The 22973-nt window shown below is 38.2% G+C and carries 20 protein-coding genes and 1 riboswitch; of the genes, 14 read left to right on the top strand and 6 right to left on the bottom strand.

Features of this window, described 5'->3' with window-relative positions:
• Window positions 1–14: 14 nt before the first annotated feature.
• The 3 genes from AC0VYO_RS18885 to AC0VYO_RS18875 all read left to right on the top strand — a co-directional run bounded on the left by AC0VYO_RS18885 (window position 15) and on the right by AC0VYO_RS18875 (window position 4225).
• Entirely contained in the window at window positions 15–554 is a 540-nt protein-coding gene (locus AC0VYO_RS18885) for a hypothetical protein (protein ID WP_430245794.1), read from the top strand.
• Window positions 555–744: 190 nt separating this feature from the next.
• Window positions 745–3711: a formate dehydrogenase subunit alpha gene (gene fdhF, locus AC0VYO_RS18880; RefSeq protein WP_430245796.1), complete on the top strand. Its 2967-nt coding sequence runs from the start codon at window positions 745–747 to the stop codon at window positions 3709–3711.
• Complete coding sequence (locus AC0VYO_RS18875; protein WP_430245797.1) at window positions 3695–4225, top strand: helical membrane plugin domain-containing protein; 531 nt, start codon at window positions 3695–3697, stop codon at window positions 4223–4225. Before fdhF ends, AC0VYO_RS18875 begins: the two co-directional genes overlap by 17 nt.
• 46 nt (window positions 4226–4271) lie before the next feature.
• Here AC0VYO_RS18875 and AC0VYO_RS18870 read toward each other — a convergent pair whose 3' ends face one another.
• Window positions 4272–4754 carry a VanZ family protein gene (locus tag AC0VYO_RS18870; RefSeq protein ID WP_475367991.1) on the bottom strand — a complete coding sequence of 161 codons (483 nt, stop codon included), beginning with the start codon at window positions 4752–4754 and terminating at the stop codon, window positions 4272–4274.
• A gap of 176 nt (window positions 4755–4930) precedes the next feature.
• On the opposite strand from AC0VYO_RS18870, the gene AC0VYO_RS18865 reads away from it, so the two are divergent.
• From AC0VYO_RS18865 to AC0VYO_RS18855, 3 genes are all read left to right on the top strand, one after another.
• Window positions 4931–6259 carry a UDP-glucose dehydrogenase family protein gene (locus AC0VYO_RS18865; RefSeq protein ID WP_475367990.1) on the top strand — a complete coding sequence of 443 codons (1329 nt, stop codon included), beginning with the start codon at window positions 4931–4933 and terminating at the stop codon, window positions 6257–6259.
• Between the two features lie 326 nt (window positions 6260–6585).
• Window positions 6586–6738 carry a hypothetical protein gene (locus AC0VYO_RS18860; RefSeq protein WP_303534131.1) on the top strand — a complete coding sequence of 51 codons (153 nt, stop codon included), beginning with the start codon at window positions 6586–6588 and terminating at the stop codon, window positions 6736–6738.
• 133 nt (window positions 6739–6871) lie between these two features.
• Complete coding sequence (locus AC0VYO_RS18855; protein ID WP_475367989.1) at window positions 6872–7285, top strand: hypothetical protein; 414 nt, start codon at window positions 6872–6874, stop codon at window positions 7283–7285.
• Between the two features lie 88 nt (window positions 7286–7373).
• Here the strand turns inward: AC0VYO_RS18855 and AC0VYO_RS18850 are convergent, their stop codons facing one another.
• Both AC0VYO_RS18850 and AC0VYO_RS18845 read right to left on the bottom strand, forming a co-directional pair.
• Window positions 7374–7511, bottom strand: coding sequence for a hypothetical protein (locus AC0VYO_RS18850; protein WP_194218713.1), 138 nt, complete (start codon window positions 7509–7511; stop codon window positions 7374–7376).
• 47 nt (window positions 7512–7558) lie between these two features.
• Window positions 7559–7647, bottom strand: a riboswitch (cyclic di-GMP riboswitch).
• 332 nt (window positions 7648–7979) lie between these two features.
• Window positions 7980–8117, bottom strand: coding sequence for a hypothetical protein (locus tag AC0VYO_RS18845; protein WP_194218714.1), 138 nt, complete (start codon window positions 8115–8117; stop codon window positions 7980–7982).
• 199 nt (window positions 8118–8316) lie between these two features.
• Here AC0VYO_RS18845 and AC0VYO_RS18840 point away from each other — a divergent pair, with 199 nt between their 5' ends.
• The 5 genes from AC0VYO_RS18840 (at window position 8317) to AC0VYO_RS18820 (ending at window position 13532) form a co-directional block, all read left to right on the top strand.
• The gene (locus AC0VYO_RS18840) at window positions 8317–8772 is read left to right on the top strand and encodes an SRPBCC family protein (RefSeq protein ID WP_194218715.1); all 456 of its coding nucleotides are present in this window, start codon (window positions 8317–8319) and stop codon (window positions 8770–8772) included.
• Between the two features lie 53 nt (window positions 8773–8825).
• Complete coding sequence (locus AC0VYO_RS18835; RefSeq protein ID WP_475367988.1) at window positions 8826–9308, top strand: VanZ family protein; 483 nt, start codon at window positions 8826–8828, stop codon at window positions 9306–9308.
• 283 nt (window positions 9309–9591) lie between these two features.
• On the top strand, window positions 9592–11829 hold the full coding sequence (locus tag AC0VYO_RS18830) for a SpoIID/LytB domain-containing protein (protein ID WP_475367987.1): 2238 nt from the start codon (window positions 9592–9594) through the stop codon (window positions 11827–11829).
• Window positions 11830–11962: 133 nt separating this feature from the next.
• Window positions 11963–12250, top strand: coding sequence for a hypothetical protein (locus AC0VYO_RS18825; protein ID WP_226615331.1), 288 nt, complete (start codon window positions 11963–11965; stop codon window positions 12248–12250).
• A 289-nt stretch (window positions 12251–12539) separates the two neighbouring features.
• On the top strand, window positions 12540–13532 hold the full coding sequence (locus AC0VYO_RS18820; protein WP_430245811.1) for a Gfo/Idh/MocA family protein: 993 nt from the start codon (window positions 12540–12542) through the stop codon (window positions 13530–13532).
• 18 nt (window positions 13533–13550) lie between these two features.
• On the opposite strand, the gene AC0VYO_RS18815 is transcribed toward AC0VYO_RS18820, so the two are convergent.
• The 3 genes from AC0VYO_RS18815 to AC0VYO_RS18805 all read right to left on the bottom strand — a co-directional run bounded on the left by AC0VYO_RS18815 (window position 13551) and on the right by AC0VYO_RS18805 (window position 15846).
• Window positions 13551–14327 carry an HAD-IIB family hydrolase gene (locus AC0VYO_RS18815; RefSeq protein ID WP_475367986.1) on the bottom strand — a complete coding sequence of 259 codons (777 nt, stop codon included), beginning with the start codon at window positions 14325–14327 and terminating at the stop codon, window positions 13551–13553.
• Between the two features lie 102 nt (window positions 14328–14429).
• A complete protein-coding gene (locus tag AC0VYO_RS18810) occupies window positions 14430–14567 on the bottom strand; it encodes a hypothetical protein (RefSeq protein WP_475367985.1) in 138 nt (45 codons plus the stop codon).
• A 16-nt stretch (window positions 14568–14583) separates the two neighbouring features.
• A complete protein-coding gene (locus tag AC0VYO_RS18805; protein WP_475367984.1) occupies window positions 14584–15846 on the bottom strand; it encodes a helix-turn-helix domain-containing protein in 1263 nt (420 codons plus the stop codon).
• 215 nt (window positions 15847–16061) lie between these two features.
• Here AC0VYO_RS18805 and AC0VYO_RS18800 point away from each other — a divergent pair, with 215 nt between their 5' ends.
• The 3 genes from AC0VYO_RS18800 (at window position 16062) to AC0VYO_RS18790 (ending at window position 22881) form a co-directional block, all read left to right on the top strand.
• Window positions 16062–16211, top strand: a complete 150-nt coding sequence (locus AC0VYO_RS18800; protein WP_226615326.1) for a hypothetical protein — start codon at window positions 16062–16064, stop codon at window positions 16209–16211.
• A gap of 189 nt (window positions 16212–16400) precedes the next feature.
• Window positions 16401–18452 (top strand): cell wall-binding repeat-containing protein, encoded by a 2052-nt coding sequence (locus tag AC0VYO_RS18795; protein WP_475367983.1) that lies wholly within the window; start codon window positions 16401–16403, stop codon window positions 18450–18452.
• A 277-nt stretch (window positions 18453–18729) separates the two neighbouring features.
• Entirely contained in the window at window positions 18730–22881 is a 4152-nt protein-coding gene (locus AC0VYO_RS18790) for a cell wall-binding repeat-containing protein (protein WP_475367982.1), read from the top strand.
• Window positions 22882–22973 lie beyond the last annotated feature (92 nt).

Here is a 22973-nt window from a genome sequence, read left to right as displayed (position 1 = left end):
GGAGGTTATAGAAGATGACTTATTATATTGAACCAACAATTGATCGGCAGAAAGCTTTGAAAGCGATGAAACAATATACCTCTAGTCTGCTGCTGCGCATCGTTGAAAATAAAAAAAGGATTGAATCGAGTGAACTCGTTTATCTCCCTTTTTGGATGTATGAGTATCATCTAAAAACAACCTCATTAAAAGAAGGAATTACCGGAAGAATTGCAATCGAGTCAATCTCTGAACAAGCAGCTATTCTACCAGTGGACTACCCTCTTAAAGAAGGGAAGGTTCCTGGGGAAATGTTTACCCATTGTTCTCCAGATCCAGATAAAGCAAAACATGCGTTATATTGGGAAGCGTTTGGAAAAGAAAAAAAGAAAAAACAGATCAACATTTCTTTAGAGGAACCATCCAAACTGTATTTGCCTTATTGGGTAGGCTATATCAAAGGAAATAGAAGAGAAGTTTATATGGTGGATGGCGTAACTGGAAAAGTTGATTTACCAATGAAAGATTCTTTTCTCCATCATTTAAAAAATCAACTGAAGCACAGCTCGATATGAGCTGTGTTTTTTTGATTTTACTTAAATGTGATAATCAACACTAGAAGCCTTAATATCTTACGAAAAGCAAGAGCATTTAAATATTTTAATAGGTTAATAAATATTTTTTAGAAAATATTGTCTAAACCAATAATAAGTAGGGAAAGAAATAATTAGTAATACTGAAAATTATGATAAAGGGTGATGTCATTTGTCGGATTCCATCCATGTAACGATTAATGGTAAAAGTGAACAGATTTCAAGTGAGAAAAGTGTGCTTCAAGCACTTAATGATCATAATCTAGACTTGCCGAGCATATGTTATCATCCAAGTCTTGGAGCTATCGAAACTTGTGACACATGTATGGTGGAAGTAAACGGAGAAGTTGTAAGAGGTTGTTCAACGACTCTCTCAAATGGAGATAGCATTAACACAACAGCTTCTCACGTAAAGGAAGCTCAGAATATTGCAATGGATCGTATTCTTCATAATCACGAGCTTTATTGTACTGTCTGTGATTACAATAACGGCACGTGTGAAGTACATAATACGGTGAAACAAATGAAGATGAATCATCAGGCGATTCCTTTTGAACAAAAACCAGACCCTGTTGATAATTCAAATCCTTTCTATCGATACGATCCAGATCAGTGTATTCTTTGCGGACGCTGCGTCGAAGCTTGCCAGGATGTGCAGGTAACAGAGACGTTAACAATTGATTGGGAGAGAGAACGTCCGCGCGTCATCTGGGATAATGACGTTGATATTAATGAATCTTCTTGTGTTTCTTGTGGACATTGCTCAACCGTGTGTCCTTGTAATGCCATGATGGAGAAAGGCATGGAAGGTGAGGCTGGCTTTTTAACTGGTATTCAACAGGATACGCTTCGCCCTATGATCGAATTAACAAAAAACGTGGAAACTGGGTATAATTCTATTCTTGCGATATCTGATATGGAATCGTCCATGCGTGAAAATGAAATTAAAAAAACAAAAACCGTATGTACGTATTGCGGTGTAGGATGTAGTTTTGACATTTGGACAAAAGGGAGAGATATCTTAAAAGTAGAGCCACAAGTAGAAGCTCCAGCGAACGGGATTTCTACTTGTGTAAAAGGGAAATTTGGCTGGGATTACGTAAATAGTGAAGAACGTTTAACAAAACCACTTATTCGAGAAGGTGATTCATTTAGAGAAGCAGAATGGGAAGAGGCACTTAAACTCATTAGCCGAAAGTTTTTTGAGGTGAAAAAAGATTATGGTGCAAATGCTCTTTCCTTTATTAGTTCTTCCAAGTGTACAAATGAAGAATCGTATTTAATGCAGAAGCTAGGAAGAAGTGTCATTGGAACAAATAACATTGATAACTGCTCTCGCTATTGCCAAACTCCAGCAACAGTAGGGTTATTCCGTACAGTAGGCCACGGTGGTGATGCTGGATCGATAAAAGATATCGAAATGTCTGAGCTTGTCATTGTTATTGGATCGAACACTTCGGAATCTCATCCTGTTTTATCAACAAGGGTAAAGCGTTCGAATAAATTGAACGGTCAAAAACTCATCGTATCCGATTTGAGAAAACATGAAATGGCTGAACGCTCTGATTTATTTATTCGTCCTTCTTCAGGTTCTGATCTTGTTTGGCTCTCTGCCGTAACGAAGTATATTATTGATCAGGGGTGGGCTGATGAGGCTTTCTTGAAGGATCGCGTGAATGGTCTTGATGACTATATCGCCAGTCTTGAGAAGTACACTATGAGCTATGCATCTGAAGTAACAGGGATTAAAGAGGCGGAATTAATCCAAATCGCTGAAATGATCCATGAAGCAAAGACAACTGTAGCGCTATGGGCAATGGGCGTCACACAACATAGTGGCGGGTCAGATACGAGTACTGCCATCTCAAATTTACTTCTTGTTACTGGAAATTATGGCAAACCAGGAGCAGGTGCCTATCCACTTCGAGGTCATAATAATGTCCAGGGTGCGAGTGACTTTGGAAGCATGCCTGATAAAATGCCTGGTTACGAAAATGTGACCGATCAAAAAGTGCGTGATAAGTATGAAAAAGCATGGGGAACGCCACTTCCTGAAGAAGTCGGCTTAAATAATCATGAAATGGTCGAACATATTCATGAAGGAAAATTAAAAGCGATGTATTTAAAAGGAGAAGACATGGGAATTGTCGATTCTAACATTAACCATGTTCACGCTGCATTTGAGAAGCTAGACTTCTTCGTCGTGCAAGATCTTTTCCTTACGAAGACAGCGCAGTTTGCAGATGTCGTACTTCCAGCGAGTCCAAGCCTTGAAAAAGAAGGAACGTTTACAAACACGGAACGCCGTTTTCAACGTCTCTATCAGGCATTAGAACCACTTGGTGATTCGAAACCCGACTGGAAAATCATCATGGAAATCGCAAACGAAATGGGAGCAGGTTGGGATTATGACAGTCCGAGTGACATTATGGCTGAGGCTGTTCAGCTTGCTGACATGTTTGCTGGGGTTTCTTATGAACGTCTTGAAGGATATAAGAGTCAGCAGTGGCCAGTTGCGGCAGATGGCACGGATTCACCACTACTCTTTACAGAAGAATTTCCGTTTCCGGATGGAAAAGCAAGACTATTCCCAGTCGAATGGACAAAACCACTCGAGTACGATGAGCAGTACGATCTTCATGTTAATAATGGGCGTTTGCTAGAGCATTTTCATGAAGGAAATATGACGTATCGAAATGAAGGCATTAAATCGAAAACACCAAGTACGTTCGTTGAAGTTTCTCCTGAATTAGCAGAAGAAAGAGGGTTATCTGACGGAACGTTAGTTAGACTTGTGTCACCATATGGAGCTGTTAAGATTAAATGTCTTGTAACAGACCGTGTGCAAGGAAAAGAAGTATACATTCCGCTAAATGATCAAGATGATGCGGCGATTAACTTACTTACAAGTAGCAAGGCGGATAAAGATACTGACACACCTGTTTATAAAGAAGTGAAAGCGAAGATGGAAATTTTGAAAGACAAAGGGACTTCACCACTTCCAAAGATCAATCATCGCTATGGAAATCCACAGCCTCAAAAAGGGGTCATGGTTGAGCGGAAATGGGCTAGAAAAGATTATCTCTTCCCTGGAGATATGGTGAAAAAGGAGGGCATTAACTATGGCAAAAGCCATTAAGCAAATCAAACGTATTGAAGTTTCTGAAGAAGAGAAACGCGCGAGTGATCTTAGAGAGATTGAAGATGCTTTGATTGAAAATAAAGATGCCCTTCTTGAAACATTAAGCGTTGTAGGTGGGATGAAAGATCGAGGCATCTTAACGCTTTTAAACGGTCTTTTTGGAGAAGGCGACCGCGTTCTGAAGGTCATCGTCGATCTATTAAATGTTCCGGAAAATACAACGGCGTTAAAAAATCTGATGCTTCTCTTTGGAGCAGCAGGAAAGATTAATGTTCAGGATCTTGAGCCATTGCTTTTAAAGGTAAACTCAGGTATTGAGAATGTTGCTGAGCATTCTGAAGACAACGAGAAGACTAGTTATCTGAGTCTTCTTCGCGCACTAAAAGATCCGGAGATTAATCGATCTTTAACCATTCTAATCACTTTTTTGAAAGGGATGGGGAAAGATATTGAGAACGAAGAGCAAATGACCGATAAATCACAGTCCTCTGAGGCGAGACAGGATCTTTAACTTTCTATAATTTCGCTGAAAAGCCCCGCAAATTGAGCGGGGCTTTTCAGCGTGCAGCTTTACTTTTTCTTTGTGAGATGATGACAAAGGCCATAAACGTAAGCACTATACCTAATGAATCTGGTACAAGCACATCAATTAAATGTCCCGTTCTACCCTCAACGTGACTTTGATGGTATTCATCAAATAATGCATAGAGAAAAGCTGTTAATGAGCCTAGGATAAGGGATGCTTTTCGATTGCTTTCTTTCCATGCCATGATACATAAAAAAGCTAGTAAACCGAACGAGGCAACATGGGCTCCTTTCCTAAGAAAAAATTCAACATATTGATATGGCGCTGAAGGTGTAACAAGTGCACCATCATAGGTGAATTCAATTGGGGGTAAATCCTCTTCTTGGATCGAAATCATTCCTTTAAAGAACGGTTTCATATCCTGTTTTTGATAAGGGGTATTAGAGGAGATGAAAAGTATGATCATCATTAAGAGTGCGAGGCTAAACCATTTTCGCTTATCGAACCATTTCATGCATTTTTCACTTTCTTTCTTAAGCAGTTTAGTCCCTATCATACCGAATTTCGTGCATAATAGGGAGTGGTTTTCCAAAGAAATATTAAGATTTTGTGTTGATCGAGTGAAGGGGATCTGAAATTATTTCTGCTCACTTATAATAGAAAATAGATGAAAGAGAAAGGAGATATAAGATGAAGATTGCTGTCATCGGTACCGGTTATGTCGGTCTAGTAACAGGAGTATGCCTAGCTGAAATCGGCCATCAAGTAACGTGCGTTGACGTCGACCACAAGAAAATTGCGATGATGACTGACGGCTATTCGCCTATTTTCGAACCTGATTTAGAGAAGTTAATGAAAAGAAATTTATTGGATGGTCGGCTTCACTTTACAACAGCTCATCAGGAAGCATTGGCAACGGTGGAGGTGATCTATATTGCGGTCGGTACACCACAACGATCTGATGGAACGTCCGACCTTCAATACATCCAGCAAGCTGCCCGACATATTGGGACATCACTTCAGCAGGATAGTATCGTTGTAACGAAAAGTACGGTCCCCGTAGGAACAAATGAACTGATACAAAAGTGGATTGAGCAAACGTTAAGGTCGAACATTAAAGTAGAAGTTGTTTCAAATCCAGAATTCTTACGAGAAGGTTCAGCTGTATATGACACGTTTCATGGAGATCGAATTGTTATTGGATCAGAGAATAAAACAGCCGCCGCAGTATTAGAAGACATTAATCAGCCTTTTGGCATTCCAATTTATCATACGGATCGGAAAAGCGCTGAACTAATTAAATATGCGTCTAACGCATTTCTAGCAACGAAGATAAGCTTTATAAATGAAATATCAGCTATTTGTGAAAAAGTTGGGGCAAATGTAGATGATGTGGCTCTTGGAATGGGAAAGGATAAGAGAATTGGGGATCAATTCCTACAAGCTGGGATTGGCTATGGGGGCTCGTGTTTTCCAAAAGATACAAACGCTCTAGTACAAATTGCAGGTAATAACCAACATAACTTTCAGTTGTTGAAATCTGTTATCGAGGTCAACAATACTCAGCAAAATAAGCTTATTCAAAAAGCGAAAGAGGTAGTTGGACCACTTCAAGGGAAAAGAGTAGCGTTACTCGGTTTAGCTTTCAAACCTAATACAGACGATATGCGTGAGGCGGCCTCTATCCCAATTGCTCGCTCTTTAGTAGAAGAAGGAGCAGAAGTTCTTGCTTATGATCCCATTGCGATATCGAATGCTAAAGGCCACTTGCCTAAAGAAGTGATCTTTAAAGAATCCTTAATAGAGGTTTTAACTGGAGCAGATGCGGCACTCATCATAACAGAATGGAAAGAAATTAAAGAGCTAGATTTAGATGTATATGTGAAACGAATGACTTCTCCCATTGTGATAGACGGAAGGAATTGTTATTCATTAGAAGATACGGCGAAATATCCACTACACTATATCTCTATAGGTCGGCCCACCATTAATCAATTACAAGTCTCTTCAACGGTTTAATAATTCGACAAAGCAGCCTTAGCTGTTCGTCGAATTTTTTTTGAACTTTTTATATTGAGCTATTTACGTAAACATTCTTACTGAGGGGGGGGCTCGCTCCAGGAAGCTTCTTTATACAAAAATTTTACTCAAATGAGCAAAAATCGAGATCTAAATTTGTAAGATAACATAGCTTGAAATTTTAATAACAGATCAAAAATATCTCGAGTTCAGAATATTTTTACTTGAAAAAACCATCCACTTTGGTAAAATATGTTTGTCAGTACACTTTATGGAGACAACTAGGATTTCTGAATGAAATAAAAAAGATTGAATGGAGTGGTGAAATGGTAGAGAAAACGTGTGATAAATGTCAAAAACCTTCTTATAGCAGTAATTATCAAGGAGAATGGATTTGTCCATATTGTGGAAAAGATTTAACGGAAATTCAAGTGAACAATGAGGACTACCTTTATAAGGCAGTAGTAGAGAAGAAATAACCTATAATGGACCTACTTATTTTCTTTAGGACGAGCTTTGCGTGAAAAGCTCTGGGTGATGGTTAGTGGTACTTGTCACCTGAATGAAAGACGCCTAGAATAATGAATATTCGACTTAAAAGGATAGTGTGATATGGGAGAGTTTATCAAGTTAATCGTTGCCATTGTTAATGAGCTTCATGATATTGTCATTACATTAATGTATAGCCTTGGCTTTTCGGTCACAGATAAAGAACTACACTTTTGGGTGATTGGCTTACTAGGGATGGCAGGATTTATTGTTGTGCAATTCTTGTTCCGTATACTTGCAAATTGGAGTATCACAGCGATTTCGTTTATTTATACGGTAACTGTATTGCTTGTAGTCGTTTTTGCCATTGAAATTCAACAGAAAATCACCGGAAGAGGAAATATGGAGTTTGCAGACGCTGTTGTTGGATTGCAGGGCTTTATTGTGTTATTCATAATATATGTGGTCATACGCCTCATTTTAATTGGTATAAAAAAGCTACGTAAATCAGTAGCAAATAAGAGCGATGCGAAGTAGATGACCTGAAGTGAGGGTTGTCTTTTTTATTTTGTTCAAAAAAGATCAATAAAATAGGAGAGCTACGATTCGCTCCCCTTCCCCGGTTTTAATATGTCATTTGTGTAAGGAAAGCAATAGCTGCTCCAATCACAATAGCTGAAACGGGTAGAAGAAGATAAACCATCTTCTCTTTACGTTGTCGTCTGTACTGGATTTCCTCTGGCGTTAGCCATGATTCTCTCATCATTCATATCCCCCTTGGTTCTTGCAACAATCGCAGTGGAGGCCGTATTCGGCAGCTGGCTGACTGTCGGAAATCAGTCCGCGAAGTCCCTATAGCTTTGCGTCATCATTTTTCAATGATTTTGCCATTCTCGTACGATTAGTAGCATATAAAAATAAGAAAACGAAGTCATAAAAAATTAAAAATTGTCGAAAAATGACTACAGTTTCAAGTATAGCTTATTCTGGAAACGATGTATATTGGGAAAGTGCATTTAATTTGTTTTATCAAATAAAGATTCTGTAGAGCAGGTTTCCCAATGTCATATTTAAAGCGTGAATGCTTTCTTTCGAAGATTTCGTAAAGCCAGGTTTTATTGAGAAAGCGTAAAGCAAACGCTAAAATAACAAATAATCGAACTCCTATAGAGAGCCTTCCACCCTTTGAAAACAGAAAACGAAGCAGAAAAAAGAAAACAGAATAACACAATTAAAATCCGCTATTAGCGGCTATCGCAATAACAACACCTAACAGGATGGATAGGATAGGTATGGCAAGGAAAAGGATCTTTTCCCTGCGTTTTTTTTGAAATTGAATTTCTTCAGGAGTTTTCCAGTTTCGTCTCATATGAATCCGCCCAGTAACGTCACTTTCCAATAATGTATAATGCGTGTGAAAGTGAAATCTCGTTTATTTTTATTATCGGTTCATTTGTTTAAATAATTTAGCCTTAAATGTCGAATTTTAAGAAATAATCTTTATGGCCCGTTTTTATTCAATATAATGGAAGATAATAAGGTCTAAGGAATTATGGAGGTGTTGATAGATGCCTGTTATTTACCTGGAAACTTTGATTGAAGCTCCTATTGAAATCTGCTTCAATTACGCAAGAAGTGTTGAAGCACATATGAAAAGCACAGAGCAAACAAATGAGAAAGCAGTAAGCGGGGTTACGGAAGGATTGCTAGGCAATGGTGATGCCGTTACATGGGAAGCGACTCACTTTGGCATTAAGCAAAAATTAACTGCCAAAATCACTGGGATGCAGGAACCAGATTGGTTTATTGATGAAATGACAAAGGGAGCATTTAAATCTTTTGTTCATTCTCATCGTTTTGAGGAAATCGATGATGTAACGTTAATGATCGATGAATTTAGTTATGAAGCTCCGTTTGGTTTAATTGGTAGCATCGCAAACCTTTTGTTTTTAAAAAAGTATATGAAAAATCTGCTAGAAAAGAGAGCCCTTGAATTAAAGAAAATGGCTGAACGAACGGAATAACCTTTTCCCCATTAGGCGATACTTAAGAGAGCTTATTTAGGGAGGAGACAATCATGTCGGTGTCTCGGACTATCGTTTCGGTTTGTATTCAGTGCTGGTTAGGAATCGGTTTTTTGATTTCATGTATGGCAATGCTTACACTAATAGGGCATGAACCATCTCCCTTCATTGTGGATAGTGTATCCTCCATTATCCAGTCTAGGGAGTTCCAATACGGACCTTTGACGTTAAGTTTAGAAAAAAACGGAGAACTAGGATTGGCACATTTTGTCGTTCGTAAGCTAGGTCACTTCTTTGTTTACAGTTTCATAGCATTAGTTTTACTACAGCTATTTAAAGGGGAATCATCTGTTTTTCGTACATTCATTGTCATTATTGTTGTAGCTATTTTTGCTGTGACGGATGAATTTATTCAAGCTTTTTTACCAGAAAGGACAGCGTTAATCACTGATGTGATTGTGGATCTTGCTGGATGCCTACATAGCGTTATCCTTTATAAAATATGGCATTACTCCATCTTAAAAGCTCTCGCATAGCGGGAGCTTTTTTAATGTGAAAGCTCAGCTTATACTGTTGAGTTTTGGAACAGAGCGTAGAAGCAAAATGCAACATTTCTCATTAACATATACTCTTTCAAAAATCACTACTATTATTTTTATAGTAAAAATAACCTATAGATTCGACAATGTACCTGGGTATTCTATGTTATTTTTGTAATATTCGTCATTTGGATGATATTTTAATGTAAAATTTATGCTAAAGTGTTAAAAAGGGAGAATAGAACTAATATTTTCTTAAAAAATCTTAGGGGGAAAAGATTTGAAACTTTTTACGTCATTTTTGATTGGCATTTTAGCATTTTCTTTATCCATGAATGGTGTTCAGGCTGCAGGAGAGTCAGTTACGGTTAAACTAGTAAACTATATTAAGGATACGACCGTAATCAAATTTAATGTGACAGGCAGTTATCAGATTGAAAGTAGTAGCATTAAAATAGACAGTTCCCAGGCTGATGAATACAGTGTAAAAGCTGAAGCGGGTAAAGTGGTCCTTTATCGAGGCAATACCCAGCTTGAAGATTTCGGGGACTCTATGACGATTGTTCCAACAATATCCAAAGCGATGGACAGCTATGTGGGAATAGGTGACAAAAAATATCTCGGAGAAATGAAATTTGCAATTGATGGAAAGTACATCCGTCCGATAAATACGCTCTCTATTGAGGAATATTTAAAAGGGGTAGTGCCAAGCGAAATGCCGGCCTACTGGGGAAATAATGGTGGAATGGAAGCATTAAAAGCCCAGGCAATCGCTGCTAGGACTTTCGCTTTACCACAGAAAGATTCTCTAATGGATAGTCAATCCAGTCAAGTTTATAAAGGTTATGACTGGTATCAAACGACAAACGAAGCGGTAGATGCAACTGCTGGAAAAGCACTAAAGTATAACGGGAAGTACATAGGTGCCTTTTATTCTTCCACAAATGGTGGAATGGTTATGTCCAATACGAACTCGTGGGGAAGTAGTTGGATTCCATATTTGCAGACGAAAGTAGATCCATATGATGAGAAGATGATAACAAGCTTTGATTATTGGGACTATACATTAGGAAAGCAACAAATTGACACTAAAAAACTAGATTTGAAAAAGCCTGAGTCCTGGTGGTCTAACGTGACTGAGCTAAGTTCAAACGTAACAGAAATAAAGAATATGAAGTCATGGCTATTATCTAAAGGGAAAATTAAATCTACAGATGAAATAAAAATCACCGATATTTCGAATATTAATTTCACAGTTCCACCATTTAAATCTGATGAAGTATTAAGAGGTAGTGTCGAGATTCAGTATTTTTTAAAAAGCAAAGATGGATTTGTTATGGATACAAATGGGGAATTGAAAAAGCATACGATGAAAATCGAGGATACTTCTTATAATATCCGATTTATGATTGGTACAACGATTATGAAAAGTCCTTATGTGAAAGAAATTAAACAAACGAGTAATTCATTTGTCGTCTCAGGTAGTGGGTTTGGGCATGGTATTGGAATGAGCCAATACGGAGCTTATCAACAGTCCAAAGATGGACGTAATTACGAACAAATTCTATCATTCTATTATCCTGGGACAGAATTAGTCAAAGAATCATTTGAAACAAACTTGATTACACGACTTGCAGGAAATAATAGATATGAAACTAGCGTAGCTATATCAAAAGATGGGTGGAAGCATTCCTCAGATGTTGTTGTACTTGGAAGAGGAGATCTTTCAGTAGATGCTCTTACGGGAAGCGTTCTTGCTAAGAAGTACAATGCTCCATTACTTTTAACAAAAAGTGAGGGACTGCCTTCTGTCGTTGAGGAAGAATTAGATCGTTTACAACCTGAAAAGATTTATATTCTAGGTGGACCAGCAGCCATTTCAGAGAAGGTAATTGATCAACTTTCTACTAAAGGATATATTTCTGATGTAGAAAGAATAAGCGGTCAAAATCGATATGAAACGTCAATCGCAGTTGCTAATGAAGTAGGGAATAGTAATCAAGTGATCGTGACAACAGGAGATGACACTTCCCCTGATGCTCTATCAATCGCTCCTTATGCAGCTTCAAAGCAAATTCCAATCTTATTGACTAATAGTGAAAAGTTAAGTGAAGCTACTGGTTCGTATATGAATACAACGAAACCTGTTGCGGCTACGATTATCGGTGGGCAAAATGCGGTTTCAAGTGTTGTTGAGGACAAACTTGCTACAACTTCAACGGTCAAACGAGTTGCTGGCGATAATCGTTACGAAACAAGCGTGAAGATTGCAGAAACATTTGATTTTGAAAATAAGAGTGTTTTCTTTGCAAATGGAGATGTATTTATTGATGCACTTCCTGGATCGCCCTTTGCTGCTGCTATGAGCGCACCAGTCATTTTAACGAAGCAAAATAAACTATCGAATGAAGCTGAACAGTATGTTAAGAAATCAATGAGTAGAGAATACTACTTCTTGGGCGGGGAAGCTGCTATTAGTAAACCTGTTGAAGAAACAGTTGATAAACTATCAAATTAGCAATGGACACCTCTCTTAAAAATAGAGAGGTGTTTTATGTTATTATAATTAAAATGGGTAATTTCATTTTTATAAGAACGTGGACATAACGAGAGACATATAGCAAAATAAACTCAGATAAGGATGTGATGTCTTGCACCAGGAAAAAGAAATTGAAATACTGTGCGATGCTTTACGAACATATTGGAATGAACATCCAGAGAAAAGTCTCGGTCATTTGTTGAAAGATCTACATAACAAGTACGAAAAAACAGAAGCGTTTACGGAAACGGATGATAAGCACTGGTTGCACTGGTTGCTAGAAAATAGTAAGCAGCGAGATCTTATTGAAAAAAAATACCGTAACCAATCTCAAATTAAAGATTTAGAGCATCATATTCGTCCTGAGCTTATGGAAGTGATCAAGCGATTTGTAGATTGAGTCAATTGCTTTGTTACTGCTAGAGAAGCTCGTAGATTAGTTGCTAATATAAATGAAAACTTACTATGTAAGAATCACTAATTAAAAGAGCCGTACTCGTCATAACGAGTACGGCTCTTGTTTTCCTTATAATCAAAAGGGGGGATTAAAGGGATTACTTAATGTTTCGGTTTATACGCTATTACGCTGGGGGTAGAATGGTAGGAAGAATGAAAGAATTTGATACAGTTCTCTTCGTGGGATAATATGGTAAAATCATACGAGTATACTTAGAAAGGGAGTGCTAAATATGGGAATTAGATTTGGTATTATGGGAACAGCCAATATTGCTAGAAAAGCTGTTATTCCAGCTATTCAAAATGCTCAAGGTGCTGAAGTGGTAAGTGTTGCTAGCGGTAGTGGTCGAGCAAGAGAATTTGCAGCAGAAATGGGTATTGAGCATTATCATGACAGTTATGAAGCGATGCTAGATGATCAATCAATCGATGCGGTTTACATTCCACTTCCCAATACATTACACAAAAAATGGACAATTGCAGCGGCTCAAAAAGGAAAGCACGTACTATGCGAAAAGCCTGCTGCCATTACAGCCCGTGATGCCATGCAAATGGTGCAAGCCTGTGAAGACAACGGTGTTATTTTTATGGAAGCATTTATGTATCAATTCCATCCCCAACATGAAATTGTAAGAGAAGTGATTGCTTCAGGTGAAATTGGTGACGTCAAGCATATGCGTACTAATTTTTCATTTTATATCGGTGACAAACCAAATAACATCCGTCTCAACAGTGAACTAGGTGGTGGCAGCATCTGGGATGTGGGATGTTACTGTATTCACTCCTCTAGGTTCATTATTGGAAGCGAACCATTAAAAGTTTACGCTCAGGCTTCCATTCCTAAGGAAGTTGGCGTAGATCTTTCGGCTGCAGGAATCTTTACGTTTGCAAATGGAGTAACAGCTTCATTTGATTGTAGCTTTGAACGACAAATGAGCAATTCCTATGAAATTCTTGGTACAAAAGGAAGTATTCATGTTCCATTTGCATACCGTCCAGACGCGCCTGGAGCTGGTGGTTTAATTCGAATTAAAAATAGCGAAGGCAACGTGAGAGAAGAAATGGCTGAAGGTGAGCAGTATACACTTATGGTTGAACATTTCACGCGTTGTGTTGAAAACCAGCATACACCATCATATTCCGGCGAAGCGACAGTAAATAATTTGAAAACGATAGAAGCTTGCTATGAATCTATTGATAAAAATCAACCAGTTGAGCTAGTATAATAAAAAAAGCACATTGGATTAGCCAATGTGCTTTTCTAGAAGTTCCTTCGTTCCTTCTGAATAGGACTTCTTGCTTGAAATAGAAGTGATATTCTTTTCTTCTGGTGTTTCACCTTCTCCAACCCAATGAAACGTAATGTTATCTAATTCATGCTCTCTAGCAGTTACAGCCATAACCATATCGCCGCCGCTATCTCCAAAAACAAACACTTTATCGGCAGATTGGATTTCATCAATAATCCACGTCGCTCCAATTTTTTTAGACAAATCTGGATGAATCACATCGACCCCATAAGTGGAAACGACTGTTTTATTACCAGATTTAGAAGAAATCGAACCTACATCATCTGCGTATTCCTGTAGAGCTTCTCGTGTTTTCTTTAAGTGCTCTTTATTACCAGGATCACCATGAACAGCTTCAACCGTACCCATAGATTCTTTTGTCTGATCCCATTGAATAAGACCATCATATTGTTCTTTTTGACTAACTTTATATAGTTTATCTTTTACCTCATCCGCGATCACATATTCCTCATCTAGCTCCCAGGAAGAAATATCGGTTCCGCGCCCTTTTATCGCCCCGTGCTCAGAAACACAATATAGGGAAGACCAATCAATTTCATCATCAAATAGAGGGAAGAGGTGATCGGAAAGCCAGCCTCTAGAACGCCCTGTGACGAAAGAAAGAATATGTCCCTCTGTAGCTAGCTTTTCAATCATCTTAACAACTTCTTTATCTGGTCTAGCATTCTCATCTGTTAGAACGCCATCAACATCAAACATATAAAAAGCCATATTAGCACTCTCCTATTCGAATTAAATTATGACTAGTATAGCGTTGGGGAGGATGGAAGGGCAAATAAAAAACCCGACTCAAACTGAGCCGGGTTTTGGTTATTAGATGTGTACTTCAGCTTTTGCTGGGCTTGAGTCAGGTACTTTGTCGTGTGAATCAGGTACTTTGTCATGATTTGGAACGATGATCATCCCTACTAAACCAGTAACTAATAGTACATTAATAAGAAATTTCTTCATAGGAGCTTCTTCCTTTCTAATTCATAATTTTTTTTCTAGCATCATTGGCTAGTTTAAAGTAAAAGCTGGAATTTTTATATTGACCACTATTAAAATAGTAATCTGCCAGCATTTCCCCATATTCAGAAACATAATTCCAATAATTCTTGTCCTCGAAATAGTTTACAGCATCTTTTAATGCTAATTCTGTATATTCATCTTCAATATTATTGAGTTTTAACTCAAGAACGTTGTAGTGGTATATATACTCAAGAAATTCGGTTTTTTTAACAATTCTCATACCTTCGTCAATCCAGTGTTTTGCCAGTTTAGTATCATTTATTTTAAGATACTCAGTTGCTATAAGATAGACTGTTTTTGCTCGATCTTCTATTTCGTGATCTTCATTATTCTGAAGACCAGAATGATAATATTCCAGTGCCTTTTCAGATTCATTCTGACAGGAATATACATAACCAAGGTCATGGTATATAATGCTTTTGAGACGTTTATCGTTAAAGGATTCGGCGTACTTTAAAGCATTTTGAAAGTGATGTTCCGCTTCCCCATAATTCAATATGACTCGGTTATTGACTCCTAATAAAATTTCGGTATCAGCAGCACGTTTGAAATTATATTCTTTATTAAATAAATCGAGACACTTAATTGATAGGTTATTTGATAAGGTAATTTGGCTAAGTCGATTGTGCACGAGGGCTTGTTGATAATAGAATTCTGCCCATTCAGCATTGTTCGATTTCATAGACATTAATAGTTTATTAGCTTTTTTGTACTTTTCTCCAGCTTCACGAAACTTACGATTTTGATAATAATATAGTCCAAGAAAATAGAAGTAAAAGTACTCGAGATTTTCAGATAGTCGTTCTTGAACATGGTAAAGTCGTTCAAGAATATCATTTGCTTTGTCAGTTTCTCTGAACAAAATATAATATCTAAATGTTAAAAGAAGATATTTTGTGAGCATATCTGGATCTTCTACACCATCAATCTCTTCATCAATACGGTTTTTAAAATTTATCACTTCTTCAAAATTACGAAGACGCATTTCTTTGTACCAGGCATCAAGATCAAGATGAAGTTTTTTCATTTTATCTTCATCATCAACCTGTTCTAAAGAGACACCTAGCTCATTACATAGATGTTCGACAAGTTCTTCACTTGGCTGGGCAAGTCCGTGTTCAATTTTACTTAGATAAGGAATAGAACAGATACCGGAAGCAAGTTGTTCTTGAGTGATGCCTTTCATTTGTCTGAAGTATCGGATTTTTGCTCCAATCATTCTTTGCTCCCTTTCTCCTAGAACTATTTGATTACAGTTTACTAAAAATTCTCAGAAAAGAGAATAGTTTTGAGGTTGGGAAATATAAACGAATTTATAGGGTTTAAATGCCTATTTTCGACGTAGTTTTCCCAACATGAGTTTGTCGAAAGAATTTTCGAACGATACTGACCATTATATGGTAAAATGATGAAAATGAAAAGGAGGTGTCGAAAATGCAAGAAGATCGGTTAGAACGCGTAGAAACAATGATCACGAGTTTGATTCAAATTATTGGAAGTATGCGGAAAGAACAACATAACCTCGAAGAAAAACTCCAGGCAATCCAGCAACAACACCAAAACCTTCTACATGAACGTGTTTAACCCCTTTTTCAGCGATAAAACTCCCAAATATATGCGACTTTACTCCCCCTAAACCATTTTTTTCTAACTCTTATTGTGATACTATTCTAGTGATTTGTCGAAAAATTCGTTATAGACTAGAGATAGCAGAAATGAAGTTATTCAATCATGGGAGAGGTGTCACAACTGAAGTCAAAAACTATTTTTCTATTGTTATTATGCAGTTTCTTCTTTTCAGTAAATCCTGAATTATCAGAAGCGGAATCTGATAATGAGACAGAGCGTATTCTTGTTACATATGAACAGACTAAAAGTCCATCAAGAGATTCGAAACTTTCTACCAAAGTAGAAGTCATTAATGTACCTGTCAATGAAGTAGATAAAATGATTGAACAGTTTGAAGCAAATAAAGATGTTCAGCATGTCGAAATGGACCAACCAGTTTATTTAATGGATTCAGTACAACCCAATGACACTTTTTTATCATATCAAAAGCCATGGATCGACCAGATTCATCTCATAAAAGGGTGGGAGCTTGCTAATGTTGAATCAAGTTCATTAAAGGTTGCGGTAATTGATTCAGGAGTTGATCTGACTCATCCAGATTTAAAACCAAATCTTGTAGATGGGATTAACCTAGTGGAACCGTCTAAATCGGTTCAGGATATTGATGGTCATGGTACAAAAGTTTCTGGACTTATTGGAGCTGTAACGAACAATCAACTAGGGGTAGTTTCTCCTTCGCGTGGAACTTCGATTATGCCAATTAAAGTTACAGAAAATGGTACTGGCAATTTATCAACCGTTGTTCAAGGTATTCGTTATGCAATTGATCACGATGCAGATGTAATTAATTTAAGTTTAGGAAACTATAATAACTCGTTTGCTCTAAGAACTGTAATTGAAGAAGCGATTTCAAAAAATATTCTTATCGTAGGTGCAGCCGGTAATGATAATGATTCAGGAGTGGTTTTTCCAGCGGCTTATCCTGACGTTTTAGCCGTAGCCTCTGTTAAAACAGGAACTGAAGAAAAAGCTTCCTTTTCAAATTATGGATCATTAGTTGATATTGCTGCTCCTGGCACGGACATTTATAGTACTTCATTGAATGGAGAATATGCTTTTGACAAAGGTACAAGTATGTCTGCGCCAATTGTCGCTTCATCAGGTGTTTTACTAAAGGAATATGCTCCATATTTAACGAATAAGCAAACGTTTAAATTATTAAAGCAAACGGCTAGTGCTCTGACTAGTTCATACGACCTTGGAAGTGGCGTGTTAAATATGGAAGGAGCTATTAACGGAGTAACAGAGTTTAACCGTATCTATGGTGACACTGCAATTGATACAGCAATCGAAATTTCCAAAAATAATTGGACTACGTTGGAGGAACAAACGCTATCCATTGGAGGCGATAACAAGAAAGGTCGCTTCGTAGTACTTGCTCGCTCAGATGAATTTCCTGATAGCTTAGCCGCTTCTCCGCTTGCTTCTATGCTTGGTAGTCCGATTCTACTCACGAAAAAAAATAGTCTATCTATCAATGTAATGAGGGAACTTAGTAGGTTATCTGCTAATCATGTTTTAGTTATAGGTGGGAATAATGCAATTCCTGAAGCAATTACAGAACAGCTTAAAGCGGAAGGGATATCGAGTACACGCATTGCAGGAGATAACCGCTATGAAACAGCGACTAAAATTGCGAATATCGTCGGTAGTGAAAAGACAAAAGAAGCATTCATCGTTTCTGGTGAAAAGTTCCCAGATGCTTTGTCTATTTCATCTTTTGCATCAAGGTTCGGAGCCCCTGTTCTTTTTACGAAAAGTGATTTTTTACCAGCTGAAACGAAGGGTTTTTTGAACGATTTTGATCCAGACAAAGCTTATGTTATTGGTGGAGAATCGATCATAGGTAAGAGAGTCTACTCTCAAATCCCATCTTCCAATACGGAGAGAATTGGGGGAGAAGACCGCTTTGATACAAACTTCAAAGTATTGCTAAGGTTTGGAGTAGCAGAAAATAGTGAGGGAGTTTACTTTGCTACTGGTCTTAAGTTTCCAGATGCTTTAACTGGCGGGGCGGCTGCATCGTTATCAGGTCATTCTATTATTTTGGTTCACCCTACTAGAGAGAATAATGCTTTAGAGAAGTCCATTCTCTATTTGAATAATCAAGGAATAAATCAATATCGGATTCTAGGTGGTCCAGCAGCCATAAATCAAACAAAAGCTTGGGATATTGATCAAATGCTTGTTCAATAAAAAAGAAGCGTCAGTGAAAATACTGACGCTTCTTTTTATGTTATCTAGTTAACTGAGCGTTTGAGAGGATTTATTCACTACGTCATTATTAAGCTTTTATGGACAAAAGTCCTAAAATATCTACAAATTATCAAAAAATTTCACAATTTTAACAGTTAAAGATTGACTCTTAATCTCTTTATAATTAAACTGAAAATAGTGAATTATTATAATAATTCCACTCATAAGGAGGGTCGATTGCAGGAACTTCACAAATTACTAAGGGGGATTTAATTAAATGACGTTTAAGAAAAAAGTCCTGACTATTGTTGCGGGCGCTTCTCTTGTTGCTTCTTCATTCGCGGGAATGACGTATAATCCAGAAAAAGCTGAGGCTGCTTTAACAGAAACGAAGAAATTTAAGCTTCCTGTCACACAGGAGATTGCCTCACTTGCTGCAAGTGAACAATCAAAACAGGAATTAATTATTGTTGCAAAAGAACACGGTGGGGCTGATCTTACAAAAGAGCTTGAAAAACTTGGAGTGAAAGTAAAGAAGAATACAAACAACTATTTGTATCTTGCTGAAGTTCCAACAAATAAAGTTCTACAGGTATATCGTTTAGACTCTGTTGGTATGCTCGGGGCGAACAATGAAATCGTGCTGGATGAAGGTCCGAAAGAAGATACTGATCTTAAACCGAAAGTGAAAAACCCTGAAGATGTTGTTAAACCTGCAACCGAAGAAACTCACTCAGCAACCGGTGTTGATGAATTCCACGACAAGTACGATGGATCAGGAGTGAAAGTAGGGATTATTGACACTGGTGTCGATCCAGGCCACGAAGCCTTTACTCAATATAATGAAAAAGGCGAAATTATTTCTTCTAAAATTAAAGGCGTCGTAGATACAGTAGGAGAAGGAGACGTGTGGTTTCAGCAGGAAGCAGCTGAAGGCGACTCTATTACTGTAGAAGAAGACACATATAAAACAGAAGGTATTGATGCGGAAGACGATACATATTATTTCGGTACGTTGAATCCAGCATCTTATGATGTAGATGGAAAAGGCAAGCCGTTGTATAGAGACTTAAATGGAGATGGAACAGGAGATGCTAATTTCGATGTTCTTCTCGTAGATGACAAAGTCTATATCGATATCGATCAGGACAAAGATTTCACTGACGAAAAAGCATATGGCGAGGGCGATGTTGATAACATGGACCTTAACCCCGAAGACAAAGTAGCTGGTGCTAACTTTAGAATTGCAAGTCCTAGTCCTACTTATCAAGGTCATCAATTCCCGGATTCAACATTGTATCCATTCCCAGTTGCGACAATTTTCTTTGATGGTGACGGTCATGGTACACACGTATCTGGTATTACGGCTGCAAATGGGCCAGACCGAGAAAATGAAACTGGCGCTGTAGCAGCTGAAGGTGTAGCACCTGGGGCAGATCTATACGGTCTAAAAGTATTTGACTCCGCCGGCAGAACTTACGGCTGGAGTATTGCGAATGCAATGTATCTTGCTGCTGTACCTGAAGAGTTAGGTGGATTTGGTACAGATGTCGTAAACATGAGTCTTGGCTCCTCACCAGACCTTAATGATGGATCCGGTGCTTATGCGAAAATCATTGAAGATATGGGCGAGCTATTCGATACGATTTATGTCACTTCTGCTGGTAATGATGGACCCGGCGTGGATTCTGTAGGTGCTCCTGGTGATGGAGTGAAAGCTCTTTCGATTGGAGCATACATTAACAGTAAGATGTGGGCAACTGAGTATGGATACTACCCATATGGGAAAAATGCAGATGGATCTCCAGTACAAGGTGAAGGTCTATGGTACTTCTCAGCAAACGGTCCAACTGAAGACGGTCAACAAAAACCAGACTTCGTAGCACCAGGATCTGCTTATGCTTCTTTCCCAGAGCATTTAGGTAATTACGAAGTTCTTCAAGGAACAAGTATGTCTTCTCCATATGTAGCTGGAGCGGTAGCAACACTAAAGCAAGCTGCCCTTAAAGATCGCATTCCGTTCGATTACGAGCTTGCTCGTGAAGCACTTATTCAAACAGCTGTTCATGTGGACGGCTACACGCGTGTTCAAGAAGGTGCTGGTCTAATTGATGTACCCGCAGCCTATGAATACATTCGCAAGCATTTTATTAATGAAGTAAAAGAAGTCAATGTAACGGTTTACCACGGTGAGAAAGTTTCTGGTGGACCAGGACTTTATGTTCGAAACAAAGAAGTACCTGAAGAAGTTAAAGTAACGGTAGAAAACCCAACAGATGAGACGAAAAACCTTAATATTTCATCAAACTCTGATTGGTTTACTCCTTCTGTGAAAAGCATCAAACTTGCACCAGGTGAATTTAAGGAAATGACTGTGAAGTATGATAAGAGCAAGATGAATATTGGTGTTAATGCAGGCACACTTTTGATCGATGATCCAGATACCGCTTATGCAGAAGCACGTTCTTTCCAAACCATCATACTTGGAGAAGACTTTACTTCTGAAGATCGTTTCCGTTTAACACATGAAGATGAAGTGCAGTCTTCGAAGACGAAGAGTTATTTCTTTAACGTTGAAGAAGGCGCACAAGAAGTGCGATTTGCCTTGGAAGCTCTTAAAGAAAACGATGAATTCCAGGGACGTGTTCGCATGCTTGTTATGAATCCTGATGGCGATCAGGTTAACGCATTCCAGGGGTATGCTGGTTATGATGGTATTGGCGTAGAAGACTATGTTGCGAAAAGTCCTAAGTCTGGTGTTTGGGAAGTAGCGGTCTATGGTACTGCAGCTCCAAAAGACGACCTTGATATGAACAAATTTAAACTAGAAGCATTCGTTCAGGATATTGTATCTAGCCCAGGAAGAATTGCGCTTGGTAGCGCTATGCCGGGAAGTGAAGTATCTAAATCTGTCACATTTGAAAACTACTTATCTACGAAACGCTCAGTAGAAGTAGTAGGCGGCGCATTTAGTAAGCCTGAAACAATGAAAAGCCGTGAAACAGTCAAAGGTGAGGGCGGCGTCTATGATAAGACAATGACCTTGAAGAATAATATTTCTCTCGATGTAGCAATCGGCAATACGAGTGATGCGGGCGATGATCTTGATCTTTACCTTTATCGTTCAAAAGATGGTAAAACGATTGGGGATTATATTGCCATTGATGCAGACGGAGATTCTGAAGAATCGTTCTCTGTTAAAAATCTTCCAGATGGTGAATATACAATCCGTGTAGAAGGTTATTCAACGGTTGGAGATACTACAGATTTCGACCTCTCTGTTACAGAAGCGAAGGTGCTTGAAGCTGGTGAAAAAGGTGCCGGTAAGATTGAAGTTACTGGTAAGTCTAGCTTTGATTTAGGGGTAGGTAAGAAAGCAACGACGGATGTGAAAATTACGACACCAGAAAATAGTGGTAAATATACAGCTGGAGTATTCTTGAAAGATAAAGCGACTGGTGAAGTTCTTTCAATCGTGCCTGTTGAAACAGATGGCGATATGGTAGAAGTGGTAGCAGGGGACAATCGCTTTGAAACGGCTATTGAAGTATCAAAGCAAATGTACCCAGAAGGAACTACTGCTGATACAGTATTCATCGCAACTGGATTTAATTTCCCGGATGCACTATCTGCTGGACCATTAGCAAGTGCTTACGATGCACCAATTTTACTTGCTAATAAAGATGGTATGCTTTCAGATGAAGTTCTAAACGAAATTTCTCGCCTAAAAGCTAAAAATGTGATGATTCTTGGTGGCGAAAATGCAATCTCGAAGAAAGTAAACACGCAGCTTGCAAACATAGGCGTAAGTACAGCTGATATCGAGCGCCTTAGCGGAGACACTCGTTATGATACGAACGTTCAAATTATTAATAAGCTTGCTGAAAAAGGTTCAACTAGTAAAGCGGTCTTCCTTGCTACTGGTAAAAACTTCGCAGACGCCCTAAGTGCAGCTTCCATTGCTGGTGCTAACGATATGCCAATTGTACTGACTGATGGAAAAACGCTTACTGAAGATGCGAAAAAGCTAATGAAAGGTAAGCAAGTATATGTTCTTGGTGGAGACGCGGTAATCTCAGATGAGGTAGTTGATATGACTGATGAACTATCGCTTACGACAAAACGCCTTGCCGGAGCAAACCGTTTTGGTACGCTTGTTGAAATTCATAAAGAACTAGGTACAAATACAGATCAACTGTTTGTTGCTAATGGAATGAACTTCCCGGATGCACTTGCAGCTGCACCACTTGTTGTGAAAGATCAAGGTAGTATGTTCCTTGTGAAGAGTGATGAAATCCCGAAAGAGATTGAATCTTATCTTGTTAAGTACTTTACAACAACGGATGTATCTGGAGCTAAAGTTCTTGGTGGAGAAAATGCCGTGAACAAAGATGTGAAGAATCAACTAAACAAATGGTTAAATAAGTAATTATCCCAAAAAGCCGCTCTCCTAAAAAAGAGCGGCTTTTTTAATTTATACTTGCAATCATTTTCCCTTTATTACAATAATATTAATAGATA

This window comes from Anaerobacillus sp. 63XJN7_4_ISO-PGPR-S23-413 (genome assembly GCF_056173725.1).
Note: the sequence above shows the minus strand (reverse complement) of the source record. Positions and strands in the feature narration are given on the sequence as shown.

What these genes read in the sequence shown, in the direction of transcription:
- AC0VYO_RS18835 (WP_475367988.1), top strand. Translation starts at nt 8,826, where the DNA reads ATGTCGGTGTCTCGGACTATCGTTTCGGTTTGTATTCAGTGCTGGTTA.
- AC0VYO_RS18875 (WP_430245797.1), top strand. Translation starts at nt 3,695, where the DNA reads ATGGCAAAAGCCATTAAGCAAATCAAACGTATTGAAGTTTCTGAAGAA.
- AC0VYO_RS18860 (WP_303534131.1), top strand. Translation starts at nt 6,586, where the DNA reads ATGGTAGAGAAAACGTGTGATAAATGTCAAAAACCTTCTTATAGCAGT.
- AC0VYO_RS18810 (WP_475367985.1), bottom strand. Translation starts at nt 14,567, where the DNA reads ATGAAGAAATTTCTTATTAATGTACTATTAGTTACTGGTTTAGTAGGG.
- AC0VYO_RS18840 (WP_194218715.1), top strand. Translation starts at nt 8,317, where the DNA reads ATGCCTGTTATTTACCTGGAAACTTTGATTGAAGCTCCTATTGAAATC.
- AC0VYO_RS18850 (WP_194218713.1), bottom strand. Translation starts at nt 7,511, where the DNA reads ATGAGAGAATCATGGCTAACGCCAGAGGAAATCCAGTACAGACGACAA.
- AC0VYO_RS18845 (WP_194218714.1), bottom strand. Translation starts at nt 8,117, where the DNA reads ATGAGACGAAACTGGAAAACTCCTGAAGAAATTCAATTTCAAAAAAAA.
- AC0VYO_RS18790 (WP_475367982.1), top strand. Translation starts at nt 18,730, where the DNA reads ATGACGTTTAAGAAAAAAGTCCTGACTATTGTTGCGGGCGCTTCTCTT.
- AC0VYO_RS18805 (WP_475367984.1), bottom strand. Translation starts at nt 15,846, where the DNA reads ATGATTGGAGCAAAAATCCGATACTTCAGACAAATGAAAGGCATCACT.
- AC0VYO_RS18820 (WP_430245811.1), top strand. Translation starts at nt 12,540, where the DNA reads ATGGGAATTAGATTTGGTATTATGGGAACAGCCAATATTGCTAGAAAA.
- AC0VYO_RS18855 (WP_475367989.1), top strand. Translation starts at nt 6,872, where the DNA reads ATGGGAGAGTTTATCAAGTTAATCGTTGCCATTGTTAATGAGCTTCAT.
- AC0VYO_RS18870 (WP_475367991.1), bottom strand. Translation starts at nt 4,754, where the DNA reads ATGAAATGGTTCGATAAGCGAAAATGGTTTAGCCTCGCACTCTTAATG.
- AC0VYO_RS18800 (WP_226615326.1), top strand. Translation starts at nt 16,062, where the DNA reads ATGCAAGAAGATCGGTTAGAACGCGTAGAAACAATGATCACGAGTTTG.
- AC0VYO_RS18885 (WP_430245794.1), top strand. Translation starts at nt 15, where the DNA reads ATGACTTATTATATTGAACCAACAATTGATCGGCAGAAAGCTTTGAAA.
- AC0VYO_RS18865 (WP_475367990.1), top strand. Translation starts at nt 4,931, where the DNA reads ATGAAGATTGCTGTCATCGGTACCGGTTATGTCGGTCTAGTAACAGGA.
- AC0VYO_RS18815 (WP_475367986.1), bottom strand. Translation starts at nt 14,327, where the DNA reads ATGGCTTTTTATATGTTTGATGTTGATGGCGTTCTAACAGATGAGAAT.